The 16,001-nt window shown below is 53.1% G+C and carries 11 protein-coding genes; 6 read left to right on the top strand and 5 right to left on the bottom strand.

Translation table 11 applies throughout. The features are described from left to right. Positions 1-4 precede the first annotated feature (4 nt). Both HDF10_RS15475 and HDF10_RS15470 read right to left on the bottom strand, forming a co-directional pair. On the bottom strand, positions 5-3,040 hold the full coding sequence (locus HDF10_RS15475) for an SLBB domain-containing protein (protein WP_260177923.1): 3,036 nt from the start codon (positions 3,038-3,040) through the stop codon (positions 5-7). Positions 3,041-3,175: 135 nt separating this feature from the next. After that, positions 3,176-4,438 carry a nucleotidyltransferase family protein gene (locus HDF10_RS15470; RefSeq protein ID WP_183814890.1) on the bottom strand — a complete coding sequence of 421 codons (1,263 nt, stop codon included), beginning with the start codon at positions 4,436-4,438 and terminating at the stop codon, positions 3,176-3,178. Positions 4,439-4,957: 519 nt separating this feature from the next. Between HDF10_RS15470 and HDF10_RS15465 the strand changes: the two genes are divergently transcribed. Further along, the gene (locus HDF10_RS15465; RefSeq protein WP_260177922.1) at positions 4,958-5,830 is read left to right on the top strand and encodes a hypothetical protein; all 873 of its coding nucleotides are present in this window, start codon (positions 4,958-4,960) and stop codon (positions 5,828-5,830) included. 555 nt (positions 5,831-6,385) lie between these two features. Here the strand turns inward: HDF10_RS15465 and HDF10_RS15460 are convergent. Both HDF10_RS15460 and HDF10_RS15455 read right to left on the bottom strand, forming a co-directional pair. Continuing rightward, entirely contained in the window at positions 6,386-7,390 is a 1,005-nt protein-coding gene (locus HDF10_RS15460) for an aldolase (protein ID WP_183814888.1), read from the bottom strand. A 152-nt stretch (positions 7,391-7,542) separates the two neighbouring features. Continuing rightward, positions 7,543-8,559, bottom strand: a complete 1,017-nt coding sequence (locus tag HDF10_RS15455; protein ID WP_183814887.1) for a putative sugar O-methyltransferase — start codon at positions 8,557-8,559, stop codon at positions 7,543-7,545. Positions 8,560-9,177: 618 nt separating this feature from the next. Here HDF10_RS15455 and HDF10_RS15450 point away from each other — a divergent pair. The 5 genes from HDF10_RS15450 to HDF10_RS15430 all read left to right on the top strand — a co-directional run bounded on the left by HDF10_RS15450 (position 9,178) and on the right by HDF10_RS15430 (position 15,219). Beyond that, complete coding sequence (locus HDF10_RS15450; protein ID WP_183814886.1) at positions 9,178-10,200, top strand: phytanoyl-CoA dioxygenase family protein; 1,023 nt, start codon at positions 9,178-9,180, stop codon at positions 10,198-10,200. Next, the gene (locus HDF10_RS15445; protein WP_183814885.1) at positions 10,197-12,047 is read left to right on the top strand and encodes an ABC transporter ATP-binding protein; all 1,851 of its coding nucleotides are present in this window, start codon (positions 10,197-10,199) and stop codon (positions 12,045-12,047) included. Before HDF10_RS15450 ends, HDF10_RS15445 begins: the two co-directional genes overlap by 4 nt. Further along, positions 12,029-13,318 carry a class I SAM-dependent methyltransferase gene (locus HDF10_RS15440; protein WP_183814884.1) on the top strand — a complete coding sequence of 430 codons (1,290 nt, stop codon included), beginning with the start codon at positions 12,029-12,031 and terminating at the stop codon, positions 13,316-13,318. Before HDF10_RS15445 ends, HDF10_RS15440 begins: the two co-directional genes overlap by 19 nt. Then, positions 13,302-14,090, top strand: a complete 789-nt coding sequence (locus tag HDF10_RS15435; RefSeq protein WP_311732777.1) for a DUF2306 domain-containing protein — start codon at positions 13,302-13,304, stop codon at positions 14,088-14,090. The genes HDF10_RS15440 and HDF10_RS15435 overlap by 17 nt, the downstream gene beginning before the upstream one ends. A 100-nt stretch (positions 14,091-14,190) precedes the next feature. Next, positions 14,191-15,219 (top strand): flavin reductase, encoded by a 1,029-nt coding sequence (locus HDF10_RS15430; RefSeq protein ID WP_183814883.1) that lies wholly within the window; start codon positions 14,191-14,193, stop codon positions 15,217-15,219. A gap of 127 nt (positions 15,220-15,346) precedes the next feature. Here the strand turns inward: HDF10_RS15430 and ribA are convergent, their stop codons facing one another. After that, entirely contained in the window at positions 15,347-15,988 is a 642-nt protein-coding gene (ribA, locus tag HDF10_RS15425) for a GTP cyclohydrolase II (RefSeq protein ID WP_183814881.1), read from the bottom strand. Between the last annotated feature and the right edge of the window lie 13 nt (positions 15,989-16,001).

The following is a 16,001-nucleotide window of genomic DNA, read 5'->3' as shown; positions in this document are numbered from 1 at the left end:
GACGCTAGAGATTGGCTACGGCTGCGGTGATGGCAATGGACGACGCGAGCTGTGCTGCAGTGAGGAGATTTCTCCAGAAGAGCGAAGCCCCAATCACCTTCTGCGGTACGACCACCACGTCACCAGGGCCAAGCCGTGTGGAGAGGACAGAAGGATCGAACAGACCGCCCGAATGCCGACCAATGACTGAGCCATTCGCACGGATCACGAGGATCTCTTTTCGGTTCGCCGTATCACTCGTTCCACCGGCATGCTGCAGATACCAGCTCGCAGTCTTTCCTGGTGCGAAGGTGAGTGCCGTGGCGTTATATACCTGACCGGTAATCAGAACAAAGCCGGGACGTTTAGGAATCGTCAACACATCGCCGCGGCGCATTTCGATGTCAACAGCGGTGTTCGACCAGCTATCGATGTCCGCGGTGATATGGACCACAAGACGACCTGTCGGGGGCTCACTCTTCAAGCGTGCCAGCACCTGATCTTGTTGCGCCTGGATCAACTTCAGCGTTGCTCCGGAGTCGCCAGAGCCCAGATTCGGTGAAAGACGTGCCGAAGCCGAGCTCGTCTCAATCTGTCGAATCAGTTCCTCGCGGCTCTTCTGTTCGAGTTCGCGCACTTGTTCACGTACAAGGACTGCGCCCGCTGGATATGCCGTCTCGCGGAATCCGCCAGCGCGACGCAGCACTGAGCTGAGACGTTCTCCCTCCCGAAAGCCGTACGTACCGGGATAAGCGACCTGCCCTTCAATCTGTACCGACTGACCGATGTCATTCCATCCCGTGATCTGGTGAATGGTGAGGATGTCTCCTGGTTTAAGCGGAACGTCTGCGTTCGGCTCACTCCCCGACACAGCCGCGCCAATGTGAACGTTAACAAGACTTCCCGTAACTCGACTTCCATTCGCCACGCCATAGCTTGTCAGATCCGCGACGTCGAGCATGGCGTCACGTTTGAATCCACCAGCCATACGGACGAGTTGTGCAGCCGTCATGCCGTCTGACAACGGATACGCGGCTGGCCGCAGCACCTCGCCCTGGATCGTCACCTTTGGGGCATCCGCTTGGTATCGGCCTAGAATGCGAATCGTATCGAACGTCTGAAGCTCGAGATTGCTGTTCCCGATCAGCACATCCGGCACATTGAAGTTGATGGTCTCTGCGTGGAGATCAGGTGGTACGAGGCGGATAATCTCCCCTACAGGCGACGGCTCCGGCAGTAAATCCTGGTAACTGCGCAGAACGTCACTGAGACGCATTCCGTCACTGTATGAACGCCTGCCTGGTCGAACGACGTGCCCCTCAAGATAAATTGCTCGCTGACTATAAGGCAGAATAGGCGCAATCCGAATGCGATCACCATCCCGGATCTGGAACGCTGCAATGGTGGCACGGTCGGCGTCAGCAGTTCCGGTTGCAGAAGTCTTAAGCGTGACAGTCTCGCGTTGTCGGTTGATATTGATTCTTTCGATTGTGATGTTCTCAAGAGAGGCTGCCGCAGTAAGACCACCTGCATCGCTGATCGCCAGGTCCAACGTCGATTCGCCAGGCTTCAATTCATAGATCCCAGGCCGCTTGACCGCGCCTGAGACCGCAACCTGTGGTCCTATAGGCGATATCAGTAAGGTGTCACCACTCTCGAAACGGGCGCCCTTGGCACGGACTCCATGCAGCAGAAAGTCGTAGAGATCTATATTCTCAACGAGCTGCTCTCCGCGTAAATGACGCACCATCCGAAGTGAGCCGGCCGCGGTAGGGCCACCCGCGAGATAGAGTGCACTTAACGGAGTTGCCAGCGAACTGATGTCATATCCGCCGGGCCGCTGCACATCGCCTACGACGTACACTCGCACCGAGCGAAGGCGCGACACGGTCACGGTAACCTTAACATCTCGATATTGTTTCTTAAGTGCGTTGTCAATCAGACTCTCCGCATGATCGAGCGAAAGCCCGGCCAAGTCCAGCGAACCCGCCTCAGGCAACAAGATGCGACCGTCGCGGTCGATGACGCGATTCACACTCTGTGTCATGCCACCCCACATATTGATCGTGAGTGTGTCACCAGCGCCGATCACGTAGTCGGGGCCGAGGGGCACATCCAGAGGGGTGTCCCGGCCAGCCCCGCCACGAGCCATCGCGGAGACGCTGCGGTTGACAAATACATCTGAACCGAAGCGCTTGAGTGGGACGGTCTGTTCGGGGATCTGCGTATATAAATCACGCATCGATTGCAGGTTATAAGGAGCAGGTTGGCGCAGAACTTTCGGCGCGTCGGTCGAGGCATTCACCGTCTCATGGCCACGCTTTTCTTCGCTGGACGATCGATTGGCGGACGAACCTATCAACTGTGCCGTACGGTTCGGAACACCTATTTGATCGGGAGAAGAGAGACCAGCCTCAGCTGGGGCCGCTGTATCGACCCCAGCCGGAATAGAAGACTGTCCCGTCAGTCTACTGCCTCCTTGTCCAGTTATTTCACTGTCTTCCGGGGCTCCAATATTTGAATTGGAGCCCAAACTTTGGAGATCGTCCTGCGAAACGTATCCTCTTGCGCGAAGAAACATCGTGATGTTCGCGCGCAGATCGCTGTTGGTTGCGATCTGGCTATAGAGCATCTGGTCGGAGATATCGTTGGCGTCGATCGGCGTCCCCTGCTGTTGGAGGCGATCGGCTACCTGGGACTTCAACTCCACCACAAGATCGGGATTCTGCTGCAGGATGTTAATGATTAGGTTCGAGGAAAGAGTAGCCGGAACGACGAGGCTGCTCGAGGAGCTGCTTTTATCGTCCTGCGATCCGTCAATTTGGGATTGCTCCGTAGCTCCTAGACCTGAGCCTGGAGTTGAGGGAGATTGGGTTGTACTCTGCGGAGGTGAGAACACCCCTTGCGCCTGTGAAGACTGACTCAGCATCGCCGTAATTGCCAATAAGCCGCTTGCTGCAACCGCGTGCGAACGCGACATTCGATTGCGGTAGGCAGTCTCAAGCGAGGGTATGATTCGAATTCGCTTGAGAATACTGAAGGGTCTGGAAGATATCAGCATAGATTTCTCTTCGTCTCTCAACGTAAAGAACTCGAACCGCTGCGGTGTCATGCCTTCGTAAGGCAAATGTCAATCTCTTGTCTGCGTGAGAAGGGTTGGAGCGTCTATCCAACAATCGTCGCTGCTGACTTCAATTCAAAGCGCAAGCCGACGTGATCGCTGACGCCATCTGACCGACTCGCAGAGGTAGCAGATACCTTCAAATAAGTGAAACCACAGGCGGAAACATACGAAACGCACTTGGATAAAGTACCGTCGGATCCGCTCAGGAACTGTCTCGTGCGGAGGCGTATGGGCAATTGCCGGCGGCAAACTCCGCGGCAGCAGTGATTGTCGGAGCGACCGTTTCGAGGGCATACCTTCGCGTTCAAGCTCTCTCTGGAGCAACAGGTAAAGCTTGCTGCCGGGAAAACTAGCAAGAACCGACTTGCATCCGTACAGTCTTACCCAGGACCGTACGCGAGCGGGGACGTGATGAACCGTCCAGCTTGTCAGTGTTTCAGGAGCGAAATTGCCCATAAGCTGAGTAGTCAAAATTGTGATGACCCCGAGTGCCAAAGGCGCTCTTGGGTTCTCCTCAGCCGCAGCCTGGACTTCCTTCCAGAAGAGCTCATCGTGACGACGAGCGAGCACGTGCCGGTAGAATTCGACGAGGTGTGCAGTCCGTGAAAACTCGCCGGCTACATGTTTAAACAGGTGTAACCCCTGTCCTATGAAAAGATCGCTGCGAGAAAGCACCGGAATGGAGACATCATTGAAGTCGAGTTCATGTTTTCGTGCGAGCACTGAGGGACGGCTCCGGTCGCTTGTTTCGGCGTGTAGCTCTACGCAACGCAACGGAAGAGGTTTGTATAAATCCTTCACAGACCCGTCCGGAGCATGGATCGTCTTGAACTCCCAGCTCTTGCCGCTGACCGCGTGGAGGTAATAGCCTCGCTGTTCCAAGATCCGGCGCGCCTCGGGTATATGATCCTCCGCTACTAAGAAATCCAGGTCTAGTTGCGATCGCAGCCACGGCTTTGGTGCCGAAAGTGGCCAGAGCGAAAATCCTTTCAGGGTCGCATAAGAGAGGTGTGAGTGCTGAAACTCACGGTGAATCGAATTTGATTCGGCCGCCATGCGCTGAGTGCGGGCAATATTGTCGTGGAGATTCTGCTGCAGACGTGCCAGTACCGGTGGCGGTAGCATTTCGGATCGTTGCAACTCCAGCATCCGGTCGAGAAAATACAATGCAAGACCACTGGTATCCAGCCAATGCAGTAGCTTCTTCCAATCCTTAGAGGAGATATGTCGCAGTAGCGAACACTGGGCAGGAAGCGGGTCGCAGAAGGTCAGCAGCACAGCATGCCTGATTTGTTGTTCGGCGCTCAGAGATTCTTTTATCGCTTCAAATTTCATGCGGACTCGGAACCAAGACAAATACCAAGCTGTTCCGCGACGCCGCGAGCCGCTCGCCAACCTGCATTGGTGACTTCAACTGTAGGAAAGATTCCAGGGACGTTTGTCATGGGGCTGTAAGTCAATTGTCATTTTTATCTCGCCGATCGGCTTCGATTGCCGGGCATACAAGTCAGTGAATACGGACACGTTTTAGGTCGAGCCGCTGGGCCTCGATACCCTGGGGCGCACGTCAGAAAACTCGCTTGGTGTTGCATGACAAACTTTTGACAAAGGACATACGAGCCTGAGACACATCCGGTTGGAGACGTAACTACAGTTGCATCTATGCCGTCCCCCCGACGAGATTTTCGTTTCTTCAAATCACTATGGTCTGCGAGACCGCTCCTATTCAGTGTGGTCGTACTCTTCGCTACCCAGTACGGCAGAGCCCAGGACACGCCGCTAATCTCCGGCGGTGTTGGTTTTTTCACAAACACCACCGGGGGGAGTACAACCTATTTACCGATCATTTCGCCCTTGTTAGCCGCACCAATCGGAGATCACTTTCTCATCGAGTCTCGAGCGGCACTGCTCGAGGACTTTACACCGAAAACTGGCGGTCAGCCCGGCTATGACCACAGTCATTTCATTGGGTTGACCTATCTTCAGGGCGATTACATTGCTTCTCCGCATGTGACCGTTGTGGGCGGGAGTTTCTTGACCCCATTCGGAACCTACAACGAACGGCTATCTCCAATTTGGATCAATAATTTTCAGGATGGACCATTGATCCAAACGCTAGGAGTTATGACCACAGGAGTTGGTCTCGGCGGTCAGTTGCGAGGATCCGCAGTCTCACGGCGTAACTTCTCCATTGACTATGCTGCATACTTCTCTGCGCGAAGTGGGAACGAACAGTTTAATTCAAAACGCTCTTCGGGTGGACGGGTGAGCCTTTATCTGCCCGAGAAACGTCTGGAAGTAGGTTTTTCTTATGGACGGCTTTTGCAAGGCACTCACGAGAACTTCTACGGAACGCATGTCTGGTGGGAGCCCAAGGATAGCACCTTTCGTTTGCGTTCAGAGTGGGCTCGCGGTCAGCACGCACAGGGCTATTGGGTGGAAGCTGATTATCGACCCACAAACTTCGGGGGACTTGATAGCTGGATCGGCAGACTGGAGCCTATCTTTCGTATTCAGCAGACGTTTCGAATCGACAACGTAGCGAGCGATAGTTTGCCAGCAATCAACACACAGCGTGCAGACTTCGGCCTGGACTATAACCTACCGCACAATACGAGAATTCTCACAAGCTATTCGCGACAGTTCTCTTCCAGCGGAAATGTCAACATCTGGGAGATCGGAATCGTATATCGGTTCCTCTTCCCGGCCTGGAAAGGAAAACAATAATGAGTCAGACACATCTTCTCGCTTATGCTTTTGGTCTAAGTGCGCTCCTTACGCCGTTTCTGGCGGCGCAAACTAAGCCTCAAGGGAATCAGCCAGCCTCCGCACACGTTGAGCAGAAAGCATCCACGAAACAAAACTCGCCGATACCCCATAGTGAGGGCGATCGCATCTTCGCACAGAACTGTTCGCGATGCCATACGGCACCTGATGGGTTCTCGCCCAATATATCGGGCACGGTGGTGCGCCACATGCGTGTGCGGGCATCGCTAAGTCAGCACGATGAACAAGAGCTCCTACGCTTTCTAAATCCCTAACAAGCTGACATGTCTCAGTGGCACTCGCGATCTGTCCAGACTTCGAAAATGTGTATTCTCCGCGTCGATTGAAATGCTGGATTGGCTTGCAACATAATTTTGCTCTCTGGCTGAATTGCGTTCTTCAAATCTTCGGCGAAGGTGGATTGCCCGGTTGTTTATGCTTTGTGAGATCGTAGGGGTCAGGGATGGCGTCTCTGCTTTTGCCGATTAACATGGGCAGATGTAGAAGCAAAATCCACTACTGTCCGTCGTGAACCAGCTTCTCCAGCCGATGAACTGCCCAGTTCAGATCCTTGTACCGCAGCTCGAAGACTTCGGCGGTCAACAATTGTTCGATAGCCGCATGTTGCCGATCGCGTGTATCTGGTGGTCCGAATAGCATCTGGCGCATAAAGTTGCGCGTCACGTCCTTGCGATAGGGTACAAGACCCTGCCTACCTTCCGAACGACGATTCAAGAACACGATGAAGTCGACCTTCGTTGCCTGAGCACAGGTCAATCCCGGGATCATTGATGTCTGCATCTCTACGGATGGTTTACCGGCTGCTCGTGGCATCATCTTGAGCTCTCCGATCTCCGGAAACAGCTCCGCCGCGGTCGGCCGGAACCTTACCTGATGGCAGTTGCCTGTAACTACGCGATCTTTGCCGCCGCTCAATAGATAACTTCCATCGTCGGAGACGTACGTCCATCCCTTTCGCGCGCATGCGTAGGACAATGTAGATTTGCCTGCTCCTGAGTCTCCACACAGCAGCACACCGCGCCCGTTCAGGGCTACACACCCTGCATGTACCGGTGTTGTGTGACAGGACGCAATGCAGGAGACCGGAGTTCCGAGGAAGTAATATCCTGCGTACAGCTTGTGACGGAGGGCTGCATCCGAAAGACATATCTGCGCTGTATGCCGCTCCATATCGACGATGCTGTAGTTATCTTTATCCGCGATACTGATAAATAATGGTGACATAAGGCGGTACACCGGCAGGGGCGGACAGTCGAGAGAATCGCTCGTCACCAAGTGCACTTCGGAGGAGATGGGAGTTGTGTAATATCGCTGCTCGAATTTCCCCCAAATACCCTCCAGCACCTCTAACACGTCGACTGAGTTGGTCCTGACTTCGACGGGAAATCCATATGGATAGAATTCTCTTGTCAGTGAGAGCTCGGGTTTCGGGAGTTCGGGCCTGGAAAAGTCCAATGGCTGTGAGTTGTCACACGCCAGTTCGATCTCCTGGATCGTCATATTTGGGTTCCTTTATCTTCGTGAGGCCGAGAAGTATTCGGCGCTCCGAAGGGTTGCGCACAGGAGATGCTCATGTCGGATTTATGAAGTCGCTTTGTCATATGCTCGTGCTGCATTCAAGCTGATTATGAACAGAGTCTTTTTGCGTGTTGTTACCGATTTGTCACTTCTTTGTCCCAACATGAGCGTTTGGTTCCCGGACTAGCCTGTTCAGACGGGGGTATGGGTGAAGATGAACAACTAATTTGGTAGATACATTCCACGTGACCAGCGTTGGGCGCGATATGACGGTTCCAGCCGGACTGACGTGACTCCAACAATATAAATTGACTAGGCATAGCTTCGGAGAAATCCACAATTCTCGCTGCGGAGATTTCGGTTCCTACATAGAGAAAATGATTTCGTGTGATCCGGGCAATGTCGCATAAGTACTCGGGCATGACTTCCGGTGCGAGATCTGACATGGCATGTGAGCTGAAGCTAAGATCGACTATGTCGTTCGGCAGATGCGCAAGCTCGACTAATGGCATTAGGACGATGTCGGCCTGCCGGATCGTATCAGAGGTCAACTCTGCCTCTCCGTACAAAACAATCTTGAGGTGCGGAAAGTTTTTGAGCAGGTAATACGATGTGAGAGATATGCTTTCTGGCACATCGAAATCAATGTAAGTTGTTCCTGGGCGATCGCGAAGAAGATAATATGCCATTCCACCAAACCCACCGCCGATCTCGGCGATCGTGGCGTGACCGTGCAGAAGCCGGGCAATTCTCTGTGCACAGTAGTGTTGGTACTCAGAGCCTACTCTGACAAGGGTATCCCCCAGAGCAACGCCGAAGGGGTTTCCTGTCGCCGGGCCAGCCAGATCGCCGATCGTATAACAGCCGCTTGTCTCCGCCTTCCAGTAGTCCAGGCGATAAAGGGCATCGACCAAATACAGACGGCGGTAGAAGTCGGTAATGACATGACCGAAATAATTGTTTTTCACCCGTTGCACGGGGAGCAGCCCCGTTGAACACTCATCGCGGAAGAAGTTCTCGTACATCTTCTGCAATATATCGAGGTCGTGCGAAGCCAAAGCCCGCATCACAGGCTCAAGCGTGTGATCGCGGTGTTGCTGCCACCAAGGGGTTGGATCGTATTTCGCCGATGCAACCTGTTCCCGACTCATTGCCAGGGAGTAGGCCCTGCAAATCCTTTGCAGTAATGGCCGATCGGAGCCGTTGTCACCGATGCGATCCCTAAACCCGCGAGTGACGCCATCAAGATCGTATCGGGGATCACCTCTGAAGTAATTACCGCCTCGATACAGAAGCTCCCGATTTGCCCACGCCGTCCGCCACCTGATGCCTGCGGATCTCAGCGTTCGAACCGGATTGCGTAGATACTTCGAAACTAATTTTATATTGCCGTTCATGTAGCAAGTTAGTCGAGACGCTTGAGATGATGGGCAGACGCTCACAGCTTCCTTTATCCCCTGGCCGATTCTCAATTTGCAGCGTCTTTCCCAAGATATGCGCGTAGCTATTTTCTACTTGTCGCTAGATTGTCTAAATGTCTTCATTCCATTGTCGAGGTTTCTTGCATGAGCAAGTTGGGACCCGATTCGATCGGGCAGGATGGCATACCTCGCGATGCATAAAGATCCGAAAAGACAATGAAGTGACAACTCGATGACAAACGATAGCAGCACCGACCATATGCTTTGGAGGTCTGTTGGTACGCCGATGAACTACGAGCGCTAGTGTGTTTGTCGTGATCCAGAGGACAACGAACTAGAGGTCATTAGATGGAGTCATTCCGCGAAATCGACGCTAGTCACGTGGATTCAGCTTATGTAAAGAGTGAATTGGATTCGCGCGGCTACGTGCTCATCAGGCAATTCCTGCCATTTGAAGACATTGAGAATTTGCTGCGCCAGATCGTGCAGATTCTCTCCGACGAAGGCTGGCTGCTGCCAAATCAGCAACCCATGGTGCGAGCAGCCAACCCAAATGCGGCCTGCGGCGAATCTGATCCTGCTTTCAAGCGAGTATACGAAAAAGTCTTCAATCTCGAAGCTTTTCACTCTTTTGCTCATCACTCAAAACTTCGCGAGGTGATGCGTTTGGTGGTTGGCCCGAAGCTGCTTGTTCACCCGAAACCGATCGCTCGATTGATCTTTCCTAATTGCGATCGATTCGTGATTCATGCACATCAGGACCACTTAGCTGTTGGAGGTGATACAAACTGCTTTACGGCATGGCTGCCACTTCACGACTGTCCGGCTGAGCTCGGTCCGCTGCAGGTCCTGGAGGGTTCCCATCATTTCGGCCTGCAAGACGCCGATCCTGACGCTGGAGTGATCTCAAAAGGTAGTGCACGAGGCAGAGAATGGGTGAACGGGGCGATCAATGCTGGAGATGCGCTGATCTTCCATAGCTTAACAGTTCACTCCGCCTCTCCAAACACTTCCGGTCAACTCCGAATCTCTATGGATTGCAGGTTTCAGGATTACTCGCACATCTCAAATCCTGCAAACTTTGTGTTCCCTGGCTCGAACGATCGCTCATGGGAAAGCACCTACGCCCATTGGCTGTCGAAGGATCTTAAGTACTTCTGGAAGCACCTGCCTCTGAAATTCAAGCCGTCGATTGACGAGCTGACAACGCTTGTCGATACCGCCGATACTGAGCAAATGCGAGTACGTTACGGCAGAATTCTGAACCAGATCAAGCTTCAGATGCCACTCGATACTATCTCAGAAGTTGATTACGGCTCTCTGTCGAGCGGGCTTGCTCTGCCGCAGAATCCGGGACACGAGGGCTTATGAAGCCTCCTTCCAGATTATCCAGCGACAAGGGCACTCTACATGCGTCGGACCGCGGATGGAAGCCGGAACTTGTCACGGTAATTCCTGAGATCTGGATGCTCGTCAAGCCATTTCGCTGGCTGATCTTTGGTTGTTTTGCGTTGATGATAGTTAACCGCATATGTAGCCTCGCAGTTCCCGTCGCTTTCCGTTACTTAGTCAACGATGTGATGTACGGACATCATTTCGATAAGTTAGCTCTTATCATTGGTGCCGTCGCTGGGGCGACATGCATTCAGGGTGTCACTACTTTTTTTCTTTCACAAAAGCTGTCCATCGCTGGTCAGCGTTTGATTGCGGACCTCCGGAAACAAGTTCAGAATCACATTGGGCGCCTCCCCATCTCGTTTTACGATGGCAGTCGCGCGGGAGATCTCACCGCTCGCATTATGAACGATGCGGAAGGTGTACGTGACCTGGTAGGCGCAGGCCTCGTGGATTTGGCAGGAGGTATGCTGACCGCGATCATCGCTCTTGCCCTTCTCTTACGCATCAGCACCTTGATGACAATGTTGACTTTCTGCATTCTGATCGGGTTCGGGTTCTTTCTTAAGACTGCATTCGGCGTTACGCGGCCGATCTTTCATGAGCGCTCCAAACTAACTGCTGAGGTAGCGGGGCGCTTAACCGAATCGCTTGCAGCTGTGCGTGTAGTAAAGGGCTACCGCGCCGAAGCTAGCGAGGCCAATGTGTTTGCCAATGGCGCTGAGCGCATCCTTAAGAACCATGTGAGCTCCATCAGGGCACAATCATGGATGTCGCTGGCGTCTACTATTCTGTTTGGCATAGTTGGCGGCCTGATCATGTATCTCGGGGCCCTGGAGGTGAAGGGACACCGTTTAGACGTCGGCAGTTATGTGGAGTTCATCATGCTGCTGGCCTTTATGGTGGCTCCCATTGCGCTCCTCGTTAGTGTCGGAAGTCAACTTATGGAGTCCATCGCCAAACTTCACCGTACCGCGGTCCTCCTAAGAGAACCTAGTGAGGATAGTGAGATATGCCGTACCCAAATGATTGGCCCAATCCAAGGTAGCGTCGTTTTCAGGGGTGTCTCATTTACTTACACAACCGGCAAGGCTGTATTGCATGGGGTTCAGTTCGAGGCCGATCCAGGTACCGTGACCGCGCTGGTCGGCGCTTCTGGGGCTGGTAAATCTACAATTATCTCGCTGATTTGCGGCTTTTATATTCCAGTTAGCGGCCAGATCTTTATCGATGACGTCGACTTGTCAACCGTGCGACTCGACAGCTATCGCCAACAACTGGGCGTGGTGCTGCAGGATACATTTTTGTTCGATGGGAGCATCCGCGAAAACGTCCTATTCAGCCGTCCTGGCGCACATAGAGAAGAGTGGCTCGAGGCTTGCCGTATCGCCCGCGTGGATGAATTCGTAGAGCGGCTTCCGGATCAGTATGAGACAGTCGTGGGCGAAAGGGGAATCCGGCTTTCGGGGGGACAGCGCCAGCGAATCTCCATTGCTCGCGCCATTCTAGCTAATCCGCGCATTCTCATCCTCGATGAGGCCACAAGTTCGCTTGACTCGGAATCGGAAGCGATGATCCAAGCAGGTTTGAATGCTTTGATGAGGGGCAGAACAACTTTTGTGATCGCTCATCGGCTTTCCACAATCCGGCGCGCAGACCAGATTCTTGTGCTTGATCGCGGGAAGATAGTCGAACGTGGCACGCATGAATCTTTGTATACGCTCCAGCGACATTACTATGACTTCTACACGAGACAACACGGGCTCGAAAGCAACCTGTTTGTGGCGACTGGCGAAGGAGACCTATGCCCAACTCCAGTTTGACGGTTATAAGTCATCCGCTTAGCAGCGCCAGGAAGGCGAAGTCATGGTTTGCTGCTCATGTTCACATGTGGAGGTTTGGCAACCACGGCCGAAGACGTTTCAAAAAAGATCCTCGTTATGATCTGCAACAGGTTACGGCTGGCTTCGCCAATCGTACTGATGAAGCGTCTGACGATACACCTCTTCTTGAACGCATCTGTGCAGCCTATAATAAAGCCGAAAGCGAGCCGCATTCCGTGCTTGGCGCCTATTTGGCGTCGGAGTCAGTGCGAAGGCTGCGACAAGGAAGTTTGAGCCCATCGATCCGGATGCTCATTGAGCATGACACTGTTGCTTTAGGAGCGATGTACCGAAACTTCTACCGCGATCCTTGCTCTGCCGGCTTGCTGGCTGCTCCTCAAGGAATGTCGACTGCGTACTTTGGACCGCAAGTCAAAGACATTTATCGTCATTTTTATCTAAGCCACGTTTTATATCGACTCGACTACTGGAAATATCTTACGGGCGACCGCTTCTCTCTGAAGGACCTCGCCGGATCGGGAATCGGCAATCCGTTTGGCGTTGTGATCGACGGGACGCATATCGCCGTCGGAGCGGAGTACTCACACTATTGCGCGGAGCGGGTGGCAGGTTTAGGCGATCGCTTCTGCATACCCCATTCGACCGTTGCGGAAATCGGTGGCGGCTTCGGCGCTATCGCCTACTATCTTCTCCGTGATCATCGACCTCTAACCTATTTTAATTTTGACATTCCGGAGCGAATTGCTCTGAGCTCATACCATCTGATGAAGGCGTTTCCCCATTTAACTTTTCTACTATATGGGGAGAAGCCGCTGACCCAAGAGACTCTTTCAGATGTTGACGTCGCACTGTTGCCTATATCTGCGCTGGCGGCTACGCAGAACGCCTCTATCGACATCACTTTTAGCTCCGATGGAGTTTCAACTCTATCGGCGAGCGCGATGACTGAGTGCCTGCAAAGGATTGCGGCAATCACCAGGCAGTCGGTACTGTATATCGCCAATCAGGCATCCAGCGAATTAATCGGAAAGCAGCTTGGCGAAGGAGCAAATGCTTTTACGCTGACGGATCGACGTACGTCGGGATGGCACAGTCATAAGATCTCCGGTGCCGGTGTGGGAGGTGCAGCGGCCCTCGCCAACTCTGCCTTGATCGAACAGACTTTCAGTTGCAAGCGCGCGGTTGGCCATTCCGCAGTCAACGTGCCGGTGCTTGCTGGAAGAGAGGGAGCGCATGGGGCTTGGCAGTGATCGAAACAATCGCGCGACGCTGACAGGGCGGTACCAGCGCATAGGGTCGTCCCCTGTGAGTGCTCCCCTAAACCCATCCAGAGGGATCGCGCAACCTGGCGAAGAAGCGACAGAAAAACAGGTTGTCCATTCTTCTCAGCCGCGTTTTATGAAGGTTGCGCTTTGGATGCTAATCGGCGCGATGACACTATCAGTTACGCTCTACAGCGAAGTACCGCTTCTCCGTCAAGCTGCGGAACGGGCGTACCTGGGCTCCATTCTTTTTCTCATAGTCCCGCACATAACGGGGGGCGTGCTCGCACTTCTTATCGGGCCAATTCAGTTTTCGAGCCGAGTGCGCAGACGTTATCCAAGATTTCACCGGGCACTTGGAAGGATTTATGTGACTGCCGTATTCGTAGCCGCTCCCCTCGCGATCACGTTGTCACAGCACCGGCACGACCCTCGAGCTATCCATTTTGTAGTGGCCACTTCTGTTCAAGCGTGCACATGGATGATTACTACGCTTGCGGCATTTCTCACGGCTCGTAATGGCCACATTCAGCAACATCGCGAGTGGATGGTCCGTTCCTATGCCGTGACACTTACATTTGTGGGTACTCGCGTGCTTCAACCCATTCCGGCGTGGAACCGGCACAGCGAGGCCGGTTTCGCTATCGAGATCATCATAATCACATTTCTAGCCATTCTAATTCCAGATATTGCCTTCCATTGGCGACAACTGACGACACACCGCCTTAGACCCGTTGTACTAAAAGCCCGGAACGGATGAGCGTCTGCCGGATGATGAGATCACTGGTCGACGCCGGGAGTTCCAACAAGAGATTTGTTCGTTTTTGAGGTTCGACGTCCACTCAAGGAGAATCTTCTGTATGTCGATCGATACCGGAGTCCGTGCAGGGATCAAGAGAATTGCCTTAGGAAAAACCTTACTCCCCCAGGAATTCACTCTCGGGCTGCCGGAGCCGCAGACCGAGATCAGTGTCTTTCTGCGCGGCGCAGGTGTGAATCGTGACGTAACGGAACACCTTTCGACGGCATGTGCTGAGCCATTGACAATCTGCATCGGCTTTGATGAGGGCACCTGCCCAAGCCCCAGAGAGCGCTCTGATCTGAGCTTGGTGTTTTCGGAGCGAAACGGCCAAGAGTGCGTCCTGGGCGAAATCGGTCTCGACTACAGGCAAACTTTGACTGGGGTACGCACGGAGTTCATGTTTTTCGAACCGAGGAGTTCAAAGAATTTTTGCTTGCCGAATGTGCAGCTCGGACTCCATTACATTCTTCACGCATACCGTCAATGGAGGAGAGACAACACGCAAGGCATTAAAATGTCGTTCCTCGAAAGACGTGCATCTATGGTCACGTTCATCCGGCCTCACCCTGTCATGTTGGTTAGTGTTGGCAATTACGAAGAAGGCAACCTCTTCCCCATGAATCTCTGCGGGTATCTCGGCAACGGACACTTCGGCTTTGCTTTGAGAACGGAACGAGTTGCCGGTACGGTTGTCCGGCGGGCTGGCTACGTGGCCCTCAGCAGCCTGCCTGAGCAGCAAGGCTATTTGGCTTATCGTCTGGCAAATCAGCACAAAAAGGAATCCGTCGATTGGAGTGAGCTTCCTTTCGCAACCAAGATCTCAAAGGCACTCAGCATTCCCATTCCAGAGTTCGCGCAGAGAGTGAAGGAGCTTGAGATTTGGAACTCCATCGCGGTTGGCAGCCACCGCTTCTTCATTGGGCGGATACTAGAAGAAGAAACATACACTAATGAATTGGCGTTTTGCTCGATCCACGGTTTTTACCAATCTTGGAGACTCAAGAAATTTGAACAGCGCGATAGAGAGCTGGTGCGCTCCCTTGCAGCGGATACATTTCATAAGCGAGAACGCCATCTTGCGAAATAACGAATCAATCAAACATTCCAAAGATGCGTGGCTTGGCCGTATGTCACAGATGTATCTATGCGCGAAGAGAAAATAATGGTTCTCCATGGCTGCGAATATTCTAGCCGACGTGGAGTTGTGCGGAGGCTCAGCTTATTAGGCTCGCAGCAGGGTGCGTCGAGAGATGACCTAGCTTTTCTCGTTTGGTGGCAATGTAGTTTGCACAGTGGGGATCGATCGGAACTTCAGCATTTAAACGTTCGACAATATGGATTCCTGATAATGTAACTGCCCGGATCTTTTCTGGGTTGTTGGTCATCAGACGGACCCTCCGAATGTTCAGCGAACGGAGAAGGTCTACCGGTAACTGATAGTCACGATGATCGATTGCATGGCCTAGACGGAGATTTGCTTCAATTGTGTCGAGACCCTGATCCTGTAGCTCATAGGCTTTCAGCTTTTCCATGAGGCCTATTCCCCGCCCTTCCTGGTGCTCGTACAGTAGTATCCCTGTACCTAGCTTCCCAATTGTGCGCAACGCAAGATGAAGCTGGTCGTGGCAGTCGCACCGGAGAGAATGGAAAACATCTCCTGTGGCGCATTGAGAATGAATACGGACCACAGGAGCATCGTGGTAGAGGTTACCCGCGATGAGGGCGAGCGCTGTTTGTACACACTTCTCCTTGTTGTCTGGACTCGTGTACGTTCCCTCGAAAGCTAGCAGATGGAAGTCGGTCCACCGGGTTGGGAACTTCACTTGGGCGATCTGCTTTAACTCTATCAGTGACAATGGGATCCCCTTT

Source organism: Tunturiibacter empetritectus, from assembly GCF_014201375.1.
GTDB lineage: Bacteria > Acidobacteriota > Terriglobia > Terriglobales > Acidobacteriaceae > Edaphobacter > Edaphobacter lichenicola_D.
The sequence above is the reverse complement of the archived record's forward strand: the minus strand, read 5'-3'. Positions and strand labels throughout refer to the sequence as shown.